This is a genomic window from Streptomyces sp. NPDC007929 (assembly GCF_042959065.1).
Lineage (GTDB): Bacteria > Actinomycetota > Actinomycetes > Streptomycetales > Streptomycetaceae > Streptomyces.
Window position 1 is genome coordinate 207,089 of sequence record NZ_JBIBKD010000007.1, and the last position, 17,775, is coordinate 224,863.

General features: G+C 71.2%; 14 protein-coding genes. 5 read left to right on the plus strand and 9 right to left on the minus strand.

Going from position 1 to position 17,775, the window contains the following annotated elements; all coding sequences use genetic code 11:
* Positions 1 to 107: 107 nt before the first annotated feature.
* From ACFZDE_RS24370 to ACFZDE_RS24385, 4 genes are all read right to left on the minus strand, one after another.
* Positions 108 to 2,237, minus strand: a complete 2,130-nt coding sequence (locus tag ACFZDE_RS24370) for a 3-hydroxyacyl-CoA dehydrogenase NAD-binding domain-containing protein (RefSeq protein ID WP_391202944.1) — start codon at positions 2,235 to 2,237, stop codon at positions 108 to 110.
* Positions 2,234 to 3,451 carry an acetyl-CoA C-acyltransferase gene (locus ACFZDE_RS24375; RefSeq protein ID WP_030838745.1) on the minus strand — a complete coding sequence of 406 codons (1,218 nt, stop codon included), beginning with the start codon at positions 3,449 to 3,451 and terminating at the stop codon, positions 2,234 to 2,236. Before ACFZDE_RS24375 ends, ACFZDE_RS24370 begins: the two co-directional genes overlap by 4 nt.
* Before the next feature lie 209 nt (positions 3,452 to 3,660).
* Positions 3,661 to 4,695 (minus strand): substrate-binding domain-containing protein, encoded by a 1,035-nt coding sequence (locus ACFZDE_RS24380; RefSeq protein ID WP_391202947.1) that lies wholly within the window; start codon positions 4,693 to 4,695, stop codon positions 3,661 to 3,663.
* Positions 4,692 to 7,073, minus strand: coding sequence for a glycoside hydrolase family 2 protein (locus ACFZDE_RS24385; protein WP_391202950.1), 2,382 nt, complete (start codon positions 7,071 to 7,073; stop codon positions 4,692 to 4,694). The genes ACFZDE_RS24380 and ACFZDE_RS24385 overlap by 4 nt, the downstream gene beginning before the upstream one ends.
* Before the next feature lie 163 nt (positions 7,074 to 7,236).
* Between ACFZDE_RS24385 and ACFZDE_RS24390 the strand changes: the two genes are divergently transcribed.
* The 3 genes from ACFZDE_RS24390 to ACFZDE_RS24400 are packed head-to-tail and all read left to right on the plus strand — an operon-like array spanning position 7,237 to position 10,387.
* Positions 7,237 to 8,550: an extracellular solute-binding protein gene (locus tag ACFZDE_RS24390; protein WP_391202953.1), complete on the plus strand. Its 1,314-nt coding sequence runs from the start codon at positions 7,237 to 7,239 to the stop codon at positions 8,548 to 8,550.
* A complete protein-coding gene (locus ACFZDE_RS24395) occupies positions 8,550 to 9,560 on the plus strand; it encodes an ABC transporter permease subunit (protein WP_391202956.1) in 1,011 nt (336 codons plus the stop codon). Before ACFZDE_RS24390 ends, ACFZDE_RS24395 begins: the two co-directional genes overlap by 1 nt.
* Positions 9,557 to 10,387, plus strand: a complete 831-nt coding sequence (locus ACFZDE_RS24400) for an ABC transporter permease subunit (protein ID WP_391202958.1) — start codon at positions 9,557 to 9,559, stop codon at positions 10,385 to 10,387. The genes ACFZDE_RS24395 and ACFZDE_RS24400 overlap by 4 nt, the downstream gene beginning before the upstream one ends.
* Before the next feature lie 30 nt (positions 10,388 to 10,417).
* On the opposite strand, the gene ACFZDE_RS24405 is transcribed toward ACFZDE_RS24400, so the two are convergent.
* The 3 genes from ACFZDE_RS24405 to ACFZDE_RS24415 form a co-directional block, all read right to left on the minus strand.
* Positions 10,418 to 11,707, minus strand: a complete 1,290-nt coding sequence (locus ACFZDE_RS24405) for an HRDC domain-containing protein (RefSeq protein ID WP_391202961.1) — start codon at positions 11,705 to 11,707, stop codon at positions 10,418 to 10,420.
* 186 nt (positions 11,708 to 11,893) lie between these two features.
* Positions 11,894 to 12,556, minus strand: a complete 663-nt coding sequence (locus ACFZDE_RS24410; RefSeq protein ID WP_003993737.1) for a response regulator transcription factor — start codon at positions 12,554 to 12,556, stop codon at positions 11,894 to 11,896.
* Positions 12,557 to 12,926: 370 nt separating this feature from the next.
* Complete coding sequence (locus ACFZDE_RS24415; RefSeq protein WP_390994163.1) at positions 12,927 to 13,601, minus strand: DUF3000 family protein; 675 nt, start codon at positions 13,599 to 13,601, stop codon at positions 12,927 to 12,929.
* Between the two features lie 102 nt (positions 13,602 to 13,703).
* On the opposite strand from ACFZDE_RS24415, the gene hemE reads away from it, so the two are divergent.
* Together hemE and ACFZDE_RS24425 are read left to right on the plus strand one after the other, a co-directional pair.
* On the plus strand, positions 13,704 to 14,771 hold the full coding sequence (gene hemE / locus ACFZDE_RS24420) for a uroporphyrinogen decarboxylase (protein WP_391202964.1): 1,068 nt from the start codon (positions 13,704 to 13,706) through the stop codon (positions 14,769 to 14,771).
* A 127-nt stretch (positions 14,772 to 14,898) separates the two neighbouring features.
* The gene (locus ACFZDE_RS24425) at positions 14,899 to 15,231 is read left to right on the plus strand and encodes a hypothetical protein (RefSeq protein WP_391202967.1); all 333 of its coding nucleotides are present in this window, start codon (positions 14,899 to 14,901) and stop codon (positions 15,229 to 15,231) included.
* Between the two features lie 100 nt (positions 15,232 to 15,331).
* On the opposite strand, the gene ACFZDE_RS24430 is transcribed toward ACFZDE_RS24425, so the two are convergent.
* Positions 15,332 to 16,720: an FAD-dependent oxidoreductase gene (locus ACFZDE_RS24430; protein WP_391202970.1), complete on the minus strand. Its 1,389-nt coding sequence runs from the start codon at positions 16,718 to 16,720 to the stop codon at positions 15,332 to 15,334.
* A 27-nt stretch (positions 16,721 to 16,747) separates the two neighbouring features.
* Positions 16,748 to 17,728, minus strand: coding sequence for a DUF4349 domain-containing protein (locus tag ACFZDE_RS24435; protein ID WP_391202973.1), 981 nt, complete (start codon positions 17,726 to 17,728; stop codon positions 16,748 to 16,750).
* Positions 17,729 to 17,775 lie beyond the last annotated feature (47 nt).

Consider the following 17,775-nt stretch of genomic DNA (forward strand, 5'->3'; position numbering starts at 1 on the left):
TAAACAATGGTCGGATTGTGTGAGGATCCTATCTGTGCAGGCATGCAGAAAGGGGGGCGGGTGCACGGATTGTTACCGTACGCCCCACCCCCCTCAGGGGTAACGCGTTACGCCGGGACGCTCGCGACGCCCTGCGCCAGGAACCTCTTGCCGTTCACCCGCTCGGAGACACCCTCGCGGTCCAGGTACGGCGTGATGCCGCCCAGGTGGAAGGGCCAGCCGGCGCCGGTGATCAGGCACAGGTCGATGTCCTGGGCCTCGGCGACGACGCCCTCGTCGAGCATGATGCCGATCTCCTGCGCCACCGCGTCGAGCACGCGCTCGCGCACCTGCTCCTCCGTCAGGACAGTGTCGCCCTGCTTCAGCAGCGCGGCGACCTCGGGGTCCAGCTCCGGCTTGCCGGAGTCGTAGACGTAGAAGCCGCGCTTGCCCGCCTTGACGACGGCCGCGAGGTTCGGGGAGACCGTGAAGCGGTCCGGGAACGCCCGGTTGAGCGTCTCGGAGACGTGCAGACCGATCGCCGGTCCGACCAGCTCCAGCAGGACCAGCGGCGACATCGGCAGACCGAGCGGCTCGACGCCCTTCTCGGCGACCTCGACGGGGGTGCCCTCGTCGATGATGTTCTGGATCTCGCCCATGAAGCGGGTCAGGATGCGGTTCACGACGAACGCCGGGGCGTCCTTGGTGAGGACCGCGGTCTTCTTCAGCTTCTTGGCGACGGCGAACGCCGTGGCCAGGGAGGCGTCGTCGGTCTTCTCGCCGCGCACGATCTCCAGCAGCGGCAGGACCGCGACCGGGTTGAAGAAGTGGAAGCCGACGACCCGCTCGGGGTGCTTCAGCTTCGACGCCATCTCCGAGACGGAGAGGGAGGAGGTGTTCGTCGCGAAGATGGCGTGCGCCGGGGCGACCGCCTCGACCTCCGCGAACACCTGCTGCTTGACGCCGATCTCCTCGAAGACCGCCTCGATGACAAAGTCCGCGTCCGCGAAGCCCTCGGCCTTGTCCAGCACACCGGACACCAGCGCCTTGAGGCGGTTGGCCTTGTCCTGGTTGATACGGCCCTTGCCGAGCAGCTTGTCGATCTCGGCGTGGACGTAGCCCACACCCTTGTCGACGCGCTCCTGGTCGATGTCGGTCAGCACGACCGGCACCTCCAGGCGGCGCAGGAACAGCAGCGCGAGCTGGCTGGCCATCAGACCGGCGCCGACGACGCCGACCTTGGTGACCGGGCGGGCCAGGTTCTTGTCCGGGGCGCCGGCCGGGCGCTTGCCGCGCTTCTGCACCAGGTTGAAGGCGTAGATGCCGGCGCGCAGTTCGCCGCCCATGATGAGGTCGGCGAGGGCCTTGTCCTCGGCGTCGTAGCCCTGCTGGAGGTCGCCGTTCTTGGCGGCGGCGATGATGTCCAGGGCTCGGTAGGCGGCCGGGGCGGCGCCGTGCACCTTGGAGTCGGCGATGAATCGGCCCTTGGCGACGGCCTGGTCCCAGGCCTCGCCACGGTCGATGACCGGACGCTCGATCTCCAGCTCGCCCTTGAGGACGGAAGCGGTCCAGATCAGCGACTGCTCCAGGAAGTCAGCGCCCTCGAAGATCGCGTCGGCGATCCCGAGCTCGTAGACCTGCTTGCCCCTCAGCTGCTTGTTCTGGTTGAGGCTGTTCTCGATGATCACCGAGACGGCCTTCTCGGGGCCGATCAGGTTCGGCAGCAGGGCGCAGCCGCCCCAGCCCGGGACCAGACCGAGGAAGACCTCAGGCAGCGAGAACGCCGGCAGGGCCGCGGAGACGGTCCGGTAGGTGCAGTGCAGACCGACCTCGACACCGCCGCCCATCGCGGCACCGTTGTAGTACGCGAAGGTCGGCACGGCCAGCTTCGACAGCCGCTTGAAGACCTCGTGACCGCCCTTGCCGATGGCGAGGGCGTGCTCGTACTCCTTGAGGATCTCCACGCCCTTGAGGTCGGCGCCGACCGCGAAGATGAACGGCTTGCCGGTGAGGCCGACGCCGACGATCTCGCCGTCCGCGGCCTCCTTCTCGACCTGGTCGATGGCGGCGTTCAGGTTCGCCAGCGAGGCCGGGCCGAAGGTGGTCGGCTTGGTGTGGTCGTGGCCGTTGTCCAGGGTGATCAGGGCGAAGCGCCCGGCACCCGCGGGGAGGTCGAAGTGGCGTACGTGCGCACTCGTGACGACCTCGTCCGGGAACAGTTCGGAAGCCTGCTTCAAAAGCTCGGCGGTGGTGCTCACTTGTCCCCCTCGAAGTGCGGGTTCTCCCAGATGACCGTCGCGCCCATGCCGAAGCCGACACACATGGTGGTCAGGCCGTAGCGGACGTGCGGCTGCTCCTCGAACTGGCGGGCCAGCTGCGTCATCAGACGGACGCCGGAGGAGGCCAGCGGGTGGCCGAACGCGATGGCGCCGCCGTACTGATTGACGCGCTCGTCGTCGTCGGCGATGCCGTAGTGGTCCAGGAAGGCCAGCACCTGGACGGCGAAGGCCTCGTTGATCTCGAACAGGCCGATGTCGGAGATCGACAGGCCGGCCTGGGCCAGCGCCTTCTCCGTCGCCGGGATCGGGCCGTAGCCCATGACCTCCGGCTCCACGCCCGCGAAGGAGTAGGAGACCAGGCGCATCTTCACCGGGAGGTCGTGCTCGCGCGCGAAGTCCTCGGAGGCGATGAGGGAGGCGGTGGCGCCGTCGTTCAGACCGGCGGCGTTACCGGCGGTGACCCTGCCGTGCACACGGAACGGGGTCTTCAGCCCGGAGAGGTTCTCCAGGGTCGTGCCCGGCCGCATCGGCTCGTCGGCGGTGACCAGGCCCCAGCCCGTCTCACCGGCCTCGGGGGAGGTGCGGCGGACCGAGACCGGCACCAGGTCGGCCTGGATCTTGCCGTTGGCGTACGCCTTGGCGGCCTTCTCCTGGGAGCGCACGGCGTACTCGTCGGCGCGCTGCTTGGTGATCTGCGGGTAGCGGTCGTGGAGGTTCTCCGCGGTCATGCCCATGAACAGGGCCGACTCGTCGACCAGCTTCTCGCTCACGAACCGCGGGTTCGGGTCCACGCCCTCGCCCATGGGGTGACGGCCCATGTGCTCGACACCGCCGGCGATGGCGATGTCGTAGGCGCCGAACGCGACGGAACCGGCGACCGAGGTGACGGCGGTCAGGGCGCCGGCGCACATGCGGTCGATGGAGTAACCGGGGACCGACTGCGGCAGCCCGGCGAGGATGCCCGCGGTGCGGCCGATGGTCAGGCCCTGGTCACCGATCTGCGTGGTCGCGGCGATGGCGACCTCGTCGATCTTCTTCGGGTCGAGTCCGGGGTTGCGGCGCAGCAGCTCCCGGATCGCCTTCACGACGAGGTCGTCGGCACGGGTCTCGTGGTAGATGCCCTTCGGGCCCGCCTTGCCGAACGGGGTGCGGACGCCGTCGACGAAGACGACGTCCCTGACGGTACGAGGCACGATGGCTCTCCTCCAGGGTCAGGATTGCAGTGCTGCTGCGGTGCGCTGAGCGCGCGCTCAGGCCCATGCTACTTATGAGTAACGTGACTGCACACCCCTGACAGGCGGAGCGGTGAAGGTCACATCTCCGGGTAGCGCGACGCCCCGCTTTTCAGGGGCGCGGGGAACTGCGCGAGCAGCCCATGACGGCCCGCACCCTCGCACGGTCCCTACCGAGGCGGCGCGGTGGACCCGCGAGGCGTCAGCACGGGCGTGGGCACAGGATGCGACCCGACCTCACCCCCGGTGATCACCGAGAACAGCGTCCTGGCCACCTCCGCCCCGAACCCGTGCACGTCATGACTCATGGCCGACAGCGTCGGATGCGTCAGCCGGCACAGCTGCGAGTCGTCCCAGGCCAGCAGCGACACGTCCTCCGGCACCCGAAGGCCCATCTCCGCCGCCACCGAAAGACCCGCCACCGCCATGATGTCGTTGTCGTACACGATCGCCGTCGGCCGGTCGGCCGGCGACGCCGTCAGCAGCGACCGCGTCGCCCGCGCCCCCGCGTCCCCCGAGAAGTCCGTGGCCACCTGCCACGCCCCGGCCAGCGCCAGCGCTCCCGCCGCCTCGTCGAACGCCGCCGTCCGGATCACCGTGTGCCCGAGGTCCGCCGCCCCGCCGACCCGGGCGATCCGCCGGTGCCCGAGCGCGGCCAGATACCGCACCGCCTCCGTCACGGCCGTGCCGTCGTCCGTCCACACCGAGGTGAGCCCCCCGGTCAGTGACGGGTGCCCGACGGCGACCACCGGCATCCCGAGCCGCTGCGTCATGGCCACCCGCGGATCGTCCGCACGGAAGTCGACGAGGATCGACCCGCCGATCTGCCGCCCCCGCCACCACGCCTCCTGGACGCCCACCTCCTCGTCCATGTCGCGCACCAGCCGCAGCAGCAGCGAGCTGGAGTGCTCGGCCAGCACGCTCTCCACGCCGGAGACGAACTCCATGTACCAGGGTTCGAGGCCGAGCACCCGCGCCGGCCGGCACACGGCGAGGCCCACCACGTCCACCCGCGATCCGGCCAGGGTCCGCGCCGTGAGGCTCGGTGACCAGCCCAGCTCGCGCGCCGCGAGGAAGATCCGGTCCCGGGTCGCCTCCGACAGCCCGGGCTTGTGGTTGAAGGCGAGGGACACGGCCCCCTTGGACACGCCCGCGCGCGCGGCGACGTCCTTGATGGTGACGCGAGGGGTCGGCGTTGCCGTCATCGGGTGGGCTCCACGCAGTACAGGGCCGAACGGGCGGTCTCCGCGTCCGGAGTCTTCCAGCCGCGCACCCCGATGGTCACCTCTTCGCCCGGGAGCAGTGTGACCAGCCCCCGGTCCGCCCGCGCCCCCGGCTCCAGCCGGTCGGCCTGGAGCAGCAGGTCCCGGACCAGGGTGCGGGCTCTCACCGTGACGCCTCCCGGGGCGAGCGCGACCTCGAACCGCGGGGCGGGGTAGGGGACATCGCGGTCGGGCACCGGGAAGTGCAGCGCCCGCAGCCGCTCCCCGTCCGCACCGGCGTCCGCGACCAGGAACTCCTCCGGTCCGAGCGGCGTCAGCTCACGAGGCACCTCCACCCGGGCCACGCTGCGCGCCCCGGCGGCCAGCTTCACCTCCGCCCGGCCCAGCACCTCGCCCTCGACGGACATCCGCCGCAGGGCCGGCGCGTCGGTCCACGGTGCGGCGGCCTGGTTCACGGCGGCCAGCTCCAGCCGGCCGTCCCGCTCCCGAAGCGTCAGCAACCGGTCCGCGTACAGCCGTCGCAGCTCGTGGTACAGCGGCTTCTCCCGGCCGTCCCCGTCGATCGCCGCCCAGGACGTCACCGGCCAGCAGTCGTTGAGCTGCCAGACGATCGTGCCCGCGCAGACGGGCCAGTGGGAGCGCCAGTGCTCGATTCCGGCCGCGATCGCCCGGGCCTGGTTGAGCTGCATGAGGTAGTGCCAGCGGTCGAAGTCCCCGTCCGGCACGGCGAAGTGCCGTGCGAGCCCCCGCTCCAGCTTGCCGTTGCCGTCGTCGGCCTTCTGGTGGTGCAGCATGCCGGGGGAGTCCGGTGCGAGCTCCTCCCCGGGCAGTGCCCGGCGCAGCGTGGTGTAAGCGGGCGGCGCCTGCCAGCCGAACTCGGCGACGAACCGGGGCACGCTCAGCCGGTAGTCCGCGTAGTCCTCCCGGTTCCACACCTCCCAGGAGTGGTGGGTGCCGTGCGCGGGGTCGTTCGGGTGGTGCTCCCAGGACCCGGACCAGGGGCTGCCCGCCGTGTACGGCCGGGTCGGGTCCGACTCGGCCACCACCCGCGGCAGCACGCCCAGGTAGTAGCCCTCGCCCCAGGAGTCCCCGGCCAGCCGCGGCTCCCACTCCCAGTCGCGGAACCCCCACAGGTTCTCGTTGTTGCCGTTCCACAGCACCAGCGACGGGTGCGGCATCAGCCGTACGACGTTCTCCCGCGCCTCGGCCTCCACCTCGCCGCGCAGCGGCTGCTCCTCCGGGTAGGCGGCACAGGCGAACGGGAAGTCCTGCCAGACCAGCAGGCCCAACTCGTCGCAGGCGTCGTAGAAGTCGTCACTCTCGTAGATCCCGCCGCCCCAGACCCTGACGAGGTCCACGCCCGCTCCGGCCGCCTGCGCCAGCCGCTCCCGGTAGCGCGCGCGGGTGATCCGGGACGGGAAGACGTCGTCGGGGATCCAGTTGACGCCCCGGGCGAAGAGCCGCTCGCCGTTGACGACGAGGGTGAAGCCGGTGCCGTGGGCGTCGGGGCGCCGGTCCAGCTCCACGGTCCTGAAGCCGAGCCGCCGCCGCCACACGTCCAGCGTGTCCTCCCCGTGCAGCAGCCTCAACTCGACGTCGTACAGCGGCTGTTCGCCGTACCCTCGGGGCCACCACAGCCGGGCGTCCGGCACCCTCAGCCGTACCGCTGCGCCCGCCCCCTCGATCTCCGCGCGGGCCCGCACCCCCGCGACGGTCGCCTCCACGGACAGTGGTGCCTCGACCCGGGTCCGCTCGACGTCGACGGCCAGCTCGACGGCGCCGGTGCCCTCCTCGACGGTGACCAGCGGGCGCACCCGGGCGATCCGGGCCGTCGACCAGTGCTCCAGACGCACCGGCCGCCAGATCCCGGCCGTCACCAGGGTCGGCCCCCAGTCCCAGCCGAAGGAGCAGGCCATCTTGCGCAGGTACTGATAGGGCTCGGCGTAGGCGGCGGGCCGCTCGCCGACCCGGCCCCGCACCGCCTCGGCCTCGGCGTAGGCGGAGACGAACCGCACGGCCAGCCGCCCGGACAGGCCCGTCACGTCGAACCGGTACGAGCGGTGCATGTTGCGCACCCTCCCCAGCAGCCGTCCGTCCAGGGAGATCTCGGCGACGGTGTCGAGCCCGTCGAAGACCAGGTCGGTCTGCTCCTGCCCCCACCCGCCGCCGATCTGCCGCTCGTACGTCCAGTCCCGGCGTCCCACCCAGGCCACTTCGGTCTCGTTCCGGCCGAGAAACGGGTCCGGGACGACCCCGGCGGCCATCAGGTCGGTGTGCACGCACCCCGGCACCGCGGCCGGGAGCGGGTCCGTCCCGTGCCGCAGGATCCATCCGTCGCCGAGCGGTGTGGCCTCCAGCATGCGCACTCCCTTAACCGGTCCAGTGAAGAGTGGGGTGACGGTTTCACATCGTTGGCGGGATTGGGACTTTACCGGTTGAGTGCGCGCTGCCAGAGTTCCGAACCAGCCATACCGCACGTGCTCGTCCGTCCCGAGTTCCCCTCCGCGAACGGAGCTGATGCACATGAACCGCCGTACCCTCCTCGCCCTCGCCGTGGGCGCCGCCCTGCTGGCCTCCGGCTGCACCGGCTCCGGAGGCTCCACCGAGGGCGCCGACGCCGAGGCACCCGACGATCCCTCCAAGGTCGACGGGACCATCACCGTCCTCACCCACCGGACCGACCTCGTGCAGGACGGGACGATGAAGAAGTACGCCGCCGAGTTCAACCAGACGTATCCGAAGGTGAAGGTCGAGTTCGACGGCATCACCGACTACGAGGGCGAAGTCAAGATCCGTATGAACACGGAGAACTACGGCGACGTCCTCATGATCCCCGCGGTGATCGAGAAGAAGGACTACCCCAAGTTCTTCGCGTCCCTGGGCGGTCAGGAGGAACGCGGCGAGAAGTACCGCTTCACCGACTACACCGCCGTCGGCGGCAAGGTCTACGGCCAGAGCCCGCTCGGCGCGGTCCCCGGGTTCATCTACAACAAGAAGGTGTGGAGCCGGGCCGGCGTCACCGACTGGCCCACGACACCGGCCGAGTTCCTCGCCGGCCTCAAAGCGGTCAAGGCGAAGACCGACGCGGTCCCCTACTACACCAACTTCAAGGACGGCTGGCCGCTCAGCCAGTGGACGGGCGTCAAGGGCTCGGTCAGCTGCGACGAGCAGGCCACCACCCGGTGGGCCGAGGGCAACCCCTGGGCCGAGGGTGGCGAACTGCGGGTCGCGGACCGGCTGTTGTACGACATCGTGCACGAGGGGCTCGCCGAGAAGGACCCGACCACCACCAACTGGGAGGCGTCCAAGCCCCGGCTGGCCAAGGGCGAGATCGCCACCATGTGGCTCGGCTCCTGGGCGGTCATCCAGATGCGGGGCGCGGCGAAGCAGGCCGGCGCCGACCCGGACGACATCGGGTTCATGCCCTTCCCCGCGCAGAAGAACGGCACGTTCTGCGCGGTGACCTCCCCGGACTACAACCAGGCCGTCAACATCCACTCCTCGCACAAGGAGGCCGCCCGCGCCTGGATCGACTGGTTCACCGACAAGTCCGGCTACGCGCGGGACAACCTGGCGCTGTCGCCGCTCAAGGACGCACCGCTGCCGGACATGCTGAAGCCCTACGAGGAGGCGGGCGTCAGGCTCCTCGACCTCGACGACAGCAAGGGCGCCGAGCTGAAGACCCTCGAGAACCAGTCCGAGGTCGGTATCAACAAGCCCGACTACCGCAAGGAACTCGTCGACATGGCCCGCGGCGCCAGGAAGGGCGACCCGGACGACTTCCTGGACGGCCTGGGCGAGAAGTGGACCGAGACCCAGCAGTCACTGGGGTACTGATGACGGGCACGACCGAGACGTCGGCCACAAAGGCGGCCCCGGGATCCCCGGGGGCCTCGGGGGCCCGGGGATCCTCGGGGGCCTCGGGGGCCCGGGGATCCTCGGGGGCCGCCGCCCCGGATCCCGCTCCCGCCCCGCGCCGGGCACGCCTGTGGCGCGGGGCCACCCCCTGGCTCTTCCTGCTCGCCCCGCTCACCCTCCTGATCCTCTTCACCTACGCGCCGATCGCCAACATGGTCGCGTACAGCTTCACCGACTGGGACGGGGTGAGCCCGCAGCTGCGCTGGACGGGCGCCGAGAACTACGCCGAACTGTTCACCCGCTCCGAGCTGTTCGAGGTCTTCTGGGTCAGCGGTTACTACCTCGCGGCGTCGGTGATCCAGATCGTGGCCGCGCTGTACTTCGCCACGATCCTCAGCTTCGACATCCGTTTCCGGAACTTCTTCAAGGGCGTGCTGTTCTTCCCGTACCTGATCAACGGCGTGGCGATCGGTTTCGTCTTCCTGTACTTCTTCCAGGACGGCGGCACCCTCGACTCCGTGCTGAGCCTGCTGGGCGTGGAGACGGACCGCGCCTGGCTGGGCACCCCGGAGTCGGCGAACACCTCCCTCGCCGCCGTCTCCGTCTGGCGTTATCTGGGCCTGAACTTCGTGCTCTTCCTCGGCGCGATCCAGTCGATCCCGGGGGAGCTGTACGAGGCGGCGGAGCTGGACGGCGCGAACCGCTGGCACCAGTTCCGTCACATCATCGCGCCGGGCATCAGGCCGGTCCTGAGCCTGACGGTGATCCTCTCGATCTCCGGTTCGCTCTCGGTCTTCGAGATCCCGTACATCATGACCGGCGGCGCGACCGGCTCCGAGACCTTCGTCATCCAGACCGTGAAGCTGGCGTTCCAGTTCAACAAGACGGGACTCGCCTCGGCGGCCGCGGTCGTGCTGCTGCTGATCGTCCTGGCGGTGACCTGGGTGCAGCGGCGTCTCGCCCCCGACGACAAGGTGGACCTCGTATGACGCGCCGCACGGTGACCCGCGTCCTCGTGTACCTGTCGCTGATCGCCGCGACCGCGGTGGTCCTGCTGCCGCTGGCCGCCGTGTTCCTGACCTCGCTGAAGACCGAGAAGGAGATGGCGGCCGGCAGCGGAGCGCTCGCGCTGCCCTCCGACCCGTTCAACGTCGGCAACTACGTGACGGCGTTCCAGGACGGCCGGATGCTCTCGGCGTTCGCCAACACCGCGATCATCCTGGTCGTCGCCATCGGCGGCACGGTCGTCGTCGGTTCGATGACGGCCTACGCCATCGACCGCTTCCGGTTCCGCTTCCGCAGGCCGGTACTGGCCCTGTTCCTGATCGCCGCGCTGGTCCCCGGGGTGACCACCCAGGTGGCCACCTTCCAGATCGTCAACAGCTTCGGCTTGTTCGACAGCCTCTGGGCGCCGATCGCCCTCTACATGGGCACCGACATCGTCTCGATCTACATTTTCCTGCAGTTCGTCCGCTCGATCCCGGTCTCGCTGGACGAGTCCGCCCGCATCGACGGCGCCAACGCCTTCACGGTCTACCGCAAGGTCATCTTCCCGCTGCTGAAACCGGCGATCGCGACGGTCGTGATCGTGAAGGGGATCACCGTCTACAACGACTTCTACATCCCCTTCCTCTACCTGCCCTCCGAAGATCTTGGCGTGATCTCGACGTCGCTGTTTCGCTTCAAGGGGCCGTTCGGCGCCCACTGGGAAACGATTTCGGCGGGAGCGATCCTGGTGATCGTCCCCACCCTGGCCGTCTTCCTGTTTCTCCAGCGGTTCATCTACAACGGTTTCACGCGAGGCGCCACGAAGTAGACGCCCCCTTTCAGGGGCGCGGGGAACGGGCTAGGCCTCCTTCGCGGCCAGCGCCTCCACCAGTACCGGTGTCACCTGCTCGACCTGCCACCGGCGGGCGCCATGACCTGTCAGCGCGGCTGCGACGGACTCCGCGTCCACCACCGCCGGCGGCTCCCAGCACACCCGCCGCACGGTGTCCGGGGTGATCAGATTCTCCTGCGGCATGTTCAACCGCTCGGCCAGCGCCGACACCCCGGCCCGGGCCGCGGACAGCCGGGCCGCGGCCACGGGGTCCTTGTCCGCCCAGGCGCGCGGTGGTGGAGGCCCGGTCACCGGCTGGCCCGGCTGCGGCAACTGCGCCTCGGTCAGCCCCTTCGCCCGGTCCACCGCCGCCTGCCACTGCTCCAGCTGCCGCTTGCCCACGCGATGGCCGAAACCGTTCAGCGCGGCCAGGGCGTGCACGTTGGCCGGAAGCGCCAGCGCGGCCTCCACGATGGCCGCGTCCCCGAGCACCTTGCCGGGTGAGACGTCCCGGCGCTGCGCGATCCGGTCCCGGGTCTGCCACAGCTCCCGTACGACGGCCAGCTGCCGCCGCCGGCGCACCTTGTGCATGCCGGACGTACGCCGCCACGGGTCCTTGCGGGGCTCGGGCGGCGGAGCCGAGGCGATCGCGTCGAACTCCTGGCGGGCCCAGTCCAGCTTGCCCTGCCGGTCCAGCTCCTTCTCCAGCGCGTCGCGCAGGTCGACGAGCAGTTCGACGTCCAGCGCCGCGTAGCGCAGCCAGGGCTCGGGCAGCGGCCGGGTCGACCAGTCGACGGCGGAGTGCCCCTTCTCCAGGACGAATCCCAGCACGCTCTCGACCATCGCGCCGAGGCCGACCCGGGGGAACCCGGCGAGCCGCCCGGCCAGCTCGGTGTCGAACAGCCGCGTGGGCACCATGCCTATCTCGCGCAGGCACGGCAGGTCCTGGGTGGCGGCGTGCAGCACCCACTCGACGCCGGACAGGGCGTCGCCGAGGGCCGACAGGTCGGGGCAGGCCACAGGGTCGATGAGGGCCGTTCCGGCGCCCTCGCGGCGCAGTTGCACGAGGTAGGCGCGCTGCCCGTAGCGGTAGCCGGACGCGCGCTCGGCGTCGACGGCGACGGGCCCGGACCCCGCCTCGAAGGCGGCGATCACCCGGGCCAGGGCGGTCTCGTCCGCGATTACGGGCGGAATGCCCTCACGCGGTTCCAGCAGGGGGATCGGCGCCTCCGTAGCAGAAGATCCGCCGTCGTCCGGAGGGGCGCCTCCGGTGGTTCGCAGTGAGCTGTCTGCTGCGGTGTCGTGGGCGTCGGTCACCTGTCAAGGGTATCCATGTATGGACAGCGCCCGCCGACGGAACGTTCCGTCGACGGGCGCCCGAGGGTCGCAAACCAGTCATGTCGGGGAAGCGGCGGGTTCACGAACCGTGTGTGACGTGAACGGGGCCGACGGCCGACCCCGTTCACGTGAATGAATGATCACGGCGGGTCACGGCGGATCGGGTCAGTGGATGATCCCGGTCCGCAGCGCCACCGCGACCATGCCGGCGCGGTCGCCCGTGCCGAGCTTGCGGGCGATGCGGGCGAGGTGGCTCTTGACGGTCAGGGCGGACAGGCCCATCGAGACGCCGATCGCCTTGTTCGACTGGCCCTCCGCGACCAGCCGCAGCACCTCGACCTCGCGGCCGGACAGTTCGCGGTAGCCGCCCGGGTGGCTCGGGGCACCCGGGGGGCGGCGGTGCAGTCGCGCGGCGGCGGCGCCGATGGGGGCGGCGCCCGGCCGGGTGGGGAGCCCGACGTTGGTGCGCGTGCCGGTGACGACGTAACCCTTCACTCCGCCGGCGAGTGCGTTGCGCACGGCGCCGATGTCGTCGGCGGCGGAGAGGGCGAGCCCGTTGGGCCAGCCCGCGGCGCGGGTCTCCGACAGCAGGGTGAGGCCGGAGCCGTCCGGCAGGTGGACGTCGGCGACACAGATGTCGCGGGGGTTGCCGATGCGGGGACGAGCCTCCGCGATGGACGAGGCCTCGATGACGTCGCGCACACCGAGCGCCCACAGGTGGCGGGTGACGGTGGAGCGGACGCGCGGGTCGGCCACGACCACCATGGCGGTCGGCTTGTTCGGGCGGTAGGCGACCAGGCTTGCGGGCTGCTCGAGGAGAACGGACACCAGGCCTCCTGGGGTGCGGGACGGGGCCGGCTCGTGGGGGTGAAGCCGGGACGAACCGTGCTTTCAAGGTCACAGTCGTCTTCGGCACCGAACCCGTCCGCCTTTAGAGAATGATCACGATTCGGTGATAACAATCCGTGCAATTCGGACACGCGGTCGATCATTCGAAGGCCGGACGGTTTCGGTCTGCGTCGGTACGCGGTCGAAAGTGGCCGTATCGACAAAGTGATTCGGCCAAGAGGGGTACTCAGGTGTGATCGTCGACCGGACATGGTTGACCGCCCCGCACAAGGTCGATCAGTGCGGGGCGGTCGGGGGTCGATCAGAGGTCGTACAGAAGTCGGTCGGGGGGATGGATCAGGAGGGGCGGTCAGCGCGACTGCGGGCCCCGCCGCTGGGGGAGGGTCACGACGGACGCGTCCCCGGGGACGGCCGGGGGAAGCCCCGCGATCTGGGCCAGCAGATCGCACCAGGCGGCCAGATGCGCGGCCGTGTCCGGGGCCCCGCCCAGGCCCTCGCGCGGCGTCCACGACGCGCGGATCTCGATCTGCGAGGCGGCCGGGCGCGCGGACAGCCCGCCGAAGTAGTGCGAACTCGCGCGCGTCACGGTGCCGCTCGGCTCCCCGTACGTCAGCCCGCGCGTCTGCAGCGCACCCGTCAGCCAGGACCAGCACACCTCCGGCAGCAGCGGGTCCGCCGCCATCTCCGGCTCCAGCTCGGCGCGCACCAGCGTCACCAGCCGGAAGGTGCCCCGCCAGGCGTCGTGCCCGGCCGGGTCGTGCAGCAGCACCAGCCGGCCGTCGGCCAGGTCCTGCTCGCCGTCCACGACCGCGGCCTCCAGCGCGTAGCTGTGCGGAGCGAGCCGACGCGGCGGAGGCGTCGCCTCGACCTCGATCTGGGGCCGCAGCCGCGCCGCCTTGAGCGCGTCGACCGCGGCCCGGAAGGGCGGCGGGACGGAGTCCGCCTCCCGCCGGTCGTTCCCGGTGTCCTTCGCTTCGTCCATACCGCCAGCGCCGTCCGACAGTCGTCCCTGAGCCGCAGCCATGCGGGAAGATTACGGGGCCCCGAGCTCCGGTGCCGGGCTAGACACCCCGCGCCCGTGCAGGGGCTGAATAGTGCCGTCCGACGGCGTGCGAAACTGGGCTCCGTGAGTGCCAACGACGCCCCTCGGGCCCAGCAGCCGTCCGCCCCGTACGACTCCGCCTTCCTCAAGGCCTGCCGGCGCGAGCCCGTGCCGCACACGCCGGTGTGGTTCATGCGGCAGGCCGGGCGCTCGCTGCCGGAGTACCGCAAGGTGCGCGAGGGCATCCCGATGCTCGAGTCCTGCATGCGTCCGGAACTGGTCACCGAGATCACGCTCCAGCCGGTGCGCAGGCACGGCGTGGACGCGGCGATCTACTTCAGCGACATCGTCGTCCCGCTCAAGGCCATCGGCATCGACCTCGACATCAAGCCCGGCGTCGGCCCGGTCGTCGAGCGCCCGATCCGCACCCGCGAGGACCTCGCGCGGCTGCGCGACCTCACCCCCGAGGACGTCTCCTACGTCACCGAGGCCATCGGCCTGCTCACCCGCGAGCTCGGCGCCACGCCCCTGATCGGCTTCGCCGGCGCCCCCTTCACCCTCGCCAGCTACCTGGTCGAGGGCGGCCCGTCCCGCACGTACGAGAACGCCAAGGCGATGATGTACGGCGACCCCGAGCTGTGGGCCGAGCTGCTCGACCGCCTCGCGGACATCACCGCGGCGTTCCTCAAGGTGCAGATCGAGGCGGGCGCCTCGGCGGTCCAGCTGTTCGACTCCTGGGCCGGTGCGCTGGCCCCCGCCGACTACCGGCGCTCGGTGCTGCCCGCGTCCGCGAAGGTCTTCCGGGCCGTGGCCGGTTACGGCGTGCCGCGCATCCACTTCGGGGTCGGCACCGGTGAGCTGCTGGGCCTCATGGGCGAGGCCGGGGCGGACGTCGTCGGCGTCGACTGGCGCGTGCCGATGGACGAGGCCGCCCGCCGGGTCGGCCCCGGCAAGGCACTCCAGGGCAACCTCGACCCGACCGTGCTGTTCGCCTCGACGGAGGCCGTCGAGGCCAAGACCCTCGAGGTTCTGGACTCGGCGAAGGACCTCGAAGGCCACATCTTCAACCTCGGCCACGGCGTCATGCCGTCCACGGACCCGGACGCGCTCACGCGGCTCGTGGAGCACGTGCACCTGCGGACCCTGCGCTGACGCGAGAAACCGACGCGACGAACTGATCGGCCGTGCGCTGAACGCGGCCGTACGCGCGTGCGTATGTCTCGGCAACCGCCCGCGGCGCGGGGAAGGCGGGTCGCGGGGCCGACGTGAGGAACAGGCGATGAACGACCGAGTGACTCCCGCGATGCACGCACTGCCCGACGGCGAGGCGGAGTTGACGCTGGTGGTGCGGCTGCCCTGGGAGGACGTGGCCCGCCTGGGCCAGGACGCGGGGCGGCTGGCCGCCCAGTTGCGGCGGCCGGTGACGCTGGAGGAGGCGGTGAGCCACCGTCTGCGGTCGACGCGGGTGGCTTCGCACGCGAAGCCGGCGGGGGAGCAGCCACCGGCGGTGACGGCTGCGCCGGCGTCGGTTTCCTCGTTGCCGGCGCGGCCGCCGGCGGAGCAGGCGCGGCAGGCGATCGATCGGATCAACGGTACGGCGGGGACGGCGTGAGGGATGCCCCGTAGGGGTGCGGGATCGTTGCCGAGTGCGCGACGTCTGTGGCTTGTCGCGCAGTTCCCCGCGCCCCTGAGGGGCGCGATCCCGCCCCACCTCACAACGAACCGCGCACCTTCGCCGACGCCTTGCGGGCCGCCACCAGGATCGGGTCCCAGACCGGGGAGAACGGTGGGGCGTAGCCGAGGTCCAGGGCTGTCATCTGTTCCACCGTCATGCCTGCCGTGAGGGCGACCGCCGCGATGTCGACGCGTTTGCCCGCGCCCTCCCGGCCGACGATCTGGACGCCGAGGAGGCGGCCCGTGCGGTGCTCGGCGAGCATCTTGACCGTCATCGGGGAGGAGTCCGGGTAGTAGCCCGCGCGGCTGGTCGACTCGATGGTGACGGCCTCGAAGCGCAGGCCCACCCGCTGGGCGTCCTTCTCCCGCAGACCCGTGCGGGCGATCTCCAGGTCGCAGACCTTGCTGACCGCCGTGCCGACCACGCCCGGGAAGGTCGCGTAGCCGCCGCCGACGTTGGTGCCGATGACCTGGCCCTGCTTGTTGGCGTGGGTGCCGAGCGGGATGTGCCGCTGCTGGCCGGAGACCAGGTCGAGGACCTCGACGCAGTCGCCCCCGGCCCAGATGTTCTCGTGGCCGCGCACCCGCATCGAGCGGTCGGTGAGGAGACCGCCGTGCGGGCCGAGGGGGAGGGCGGCGGCCTTCGCGAGGGCCGTCTCGGGGCGCACGCCGATGCCGAGCACGACGACGTCCGCGGGGAACTCGCGGTCCTGGGTGAGAACCGCCCGCGCCGTCCCGTCGTCGCCGGTCAGGATCTTTGTGACCTCGGCGTCGTTCACCATCGTGATGCCCAGGCCCTCCATGGCCCGGTGCACCAGGCGGCCCATGTCGGGGTCGAGGGTCGACATCGGTTCGCTGCCCCGGTTGACGACCGTCACCTCGTAGCCGCGCTTGATCAGCGCCTCGGCCATCTCCACGCCGATGTAACCGGCCCCGACGACCACCGCGCGGCGGCCCCGCGTGCCCTGGAGCGTGTCGAGGAGCGCCTGCCCGTCGTCCAGCGTCTGCACGCCGTGCACCCCGGCCGCGTCCGTCCCGGGCAGGTCCGGGCGGATCGGCCGGGCGCCGGTGGCGATCACGAGCCTGTCGTACGACGTCCAGGACTCCTCGCCGGACTCCAGGTCACGCGCGCGTACCCGCTGCGCGCCGGGGTCGATCTCCGTGACCTCGGTGCGCAGCCGCAGGTCGATGTCCCGGGCGCGGTGCTCCTCGGGGGTGCGGGCGATGAGCTGGTCCCGGTCGGTGACGTCGCCGCCGACCCAGTAGGGGATGCCGCACGCCGAGTACGACGTGAAGTGGCCCCGTTCGAACGCCACGATCTCCAGCTCGCCGGGGCCCTTCAGACGGCGGGCCTGTGACGCCGCGGACATGCCCGCGGCGTCGCCGCCGATGACGACCAGTCGCTCCCGTGCACGGCTCATGTTCATGCGAACACGCTACGGGAGCAGGGCATTTCAGTCCCCTTCACCCGGGTGTCGCGGGTGCGCGGACTCCGGCGCCGGCCGGGCCGCCGGCAGTGGGCCGAGTGCGCTCGCCGCGGGCGCGGGCGCGGGGCGGCGCGGCAGCCGGGGGCGTACGACCCGCAGCCACAGCAGGACGAGCAGCGCGGCCACCGCCGCGAACGGCAGGACCGCTCCGAACGCCACGGCCAGCCAGCGCAGCATCGTCACGAAGGCGCTCCAGCCGCCCGCGAGCGCGTCGACGAAGCCCGGGTCGTCGTCCTCGGCGTCCTTCTTCACCGGGGTCTCGGACAGCGACAGGGTGATGGTGGCCAGGCTGGTGCGGTCCTTCAGGGACTTCTGCCGGGCGAGCAGCGACTCCAGGTCGGCCTGGCGGGTGCTCAGCTCGCCCTCCAGGGTCACCACGTCGCTGAGCTTGGTGGCCCGGTCCATCAGCTCGCGGATCCGGGCCACGCTGGCGCGCTGCGTGGTGATGCGGCTCTCCACGTCCACGACCTGGTCGGTGACGTCCTCGGCCTTCGCACTGCGGTCCAGGAGCGTGCCGGAGCCCTCCAGCTCGGCGAGGACCTCGTCGTACTTCTCGACGGGCACGCGCAGCACGACCCGGGTGCGCTCGCGGCCCTCGGCGTCGCGGGTGGTGGTCTCGTTGCCGATGTAGCCGCCCGCGTTCTGCACGCCGGTGCGGGCCTGGTCCAGGGCCTTGGGGACGTCCTTGACCCGCACGGTCAGGGACGCCGTGCGGATGATGTGGCTCGCGGCGAGCTTCGGCGGCGCCGTGGCCTTGGCGCCACTGCCGGTACCGCCGGGCGCGGCCTCGCCCGAGAAGCCCTTGCCGTCCGCCCCGCGATCGGCCGCGGCGCTGCTGCCGCCCGATTCGTCGCCCCCGGCGCTGCACCCCGTGAGGGCGAGGGCGGCCGCCAGCAGGAGGGCGGCCAGGGCCGGGGCGGGGCGTCGTACGGATCGTCGAGTGCGCATGCGGCAATCCCCCGAGGGTCGATTTCAGCTGACGCTTCTTCGACGCC

What these genes read in the sequence shown, in the direction of transcription:
- ACFZDE_RS24380 (WP_391202947.1), bottom strand. Translation starts at nt 4,695, where the DNA reads ATGACGGCAACGCCGACCCCTCGCGTCACCATCAAGGACGTCGCCGCG.
- ACFZDE_RS24385 (WP_391202950.1), bottom strand. Translation starts at nt 7,073, where the DNA reads ATGCTGGAGGCCACACCGCTCGGCGACGGATGGATCCTGCGGCACGGG.
- ACFZDE_RS24390 (WP_391202953.1), top strand. Translation starts at nt 7,237, where the DNA reads ATGAACCGCCGTACCCTCCTCGCCCTCGCCGTGGGCGCCGCCCTGCTG.
- ACFZDE_RS24395 (WP_391202956.1), top strand. Translation starts at nt 8,550, where the DNA reads ATGACGGGCACGACCGAGACGTCGGCCACAAAGGCGGCCCCGGGATCC.
- ACFZDE_RS24400 (WP_391202958.1), top strand. Translation starts at nt 9,557, where the DNA reads ATGACGCGCCGCACGGTGACCCGCGTCCTCGTGTACCTGTCGCTGATC.
- ACFZDE_RS24415 (WP_390994163.1), bottom strand. Translation starts at nt 13,601, where the DNA reads ATGGCTGCGGCTCAGGGACGACTGTCGGACGGCGCTGGCGGTATGGAC.
- ACFZDE_RS24425 (WP_391202967.1), top strand. Translation starts at nt 14,899, where the DNA reads ATGAACGACCGAGTGACTCCCGCGATGCACGCACTGCCCGACGGCGAG.
- ACFZDE_RS24430 (WP_391202970.1), bottom strand. Translation starts at nt 16,720, where the DNA reads ATGAACATGAGCCGTGCACGGGAGCGACTGGTCGTCATCGGCGGCGAC.
- ACFZDE_RS24435 (WP_391202973.1), bottom strand. Translation starts at nt 17,728, where the DNA reads ATGCGCACTCGACGATCCGTACGACGCCCCGCCCCGGCCCTGGCCGCC.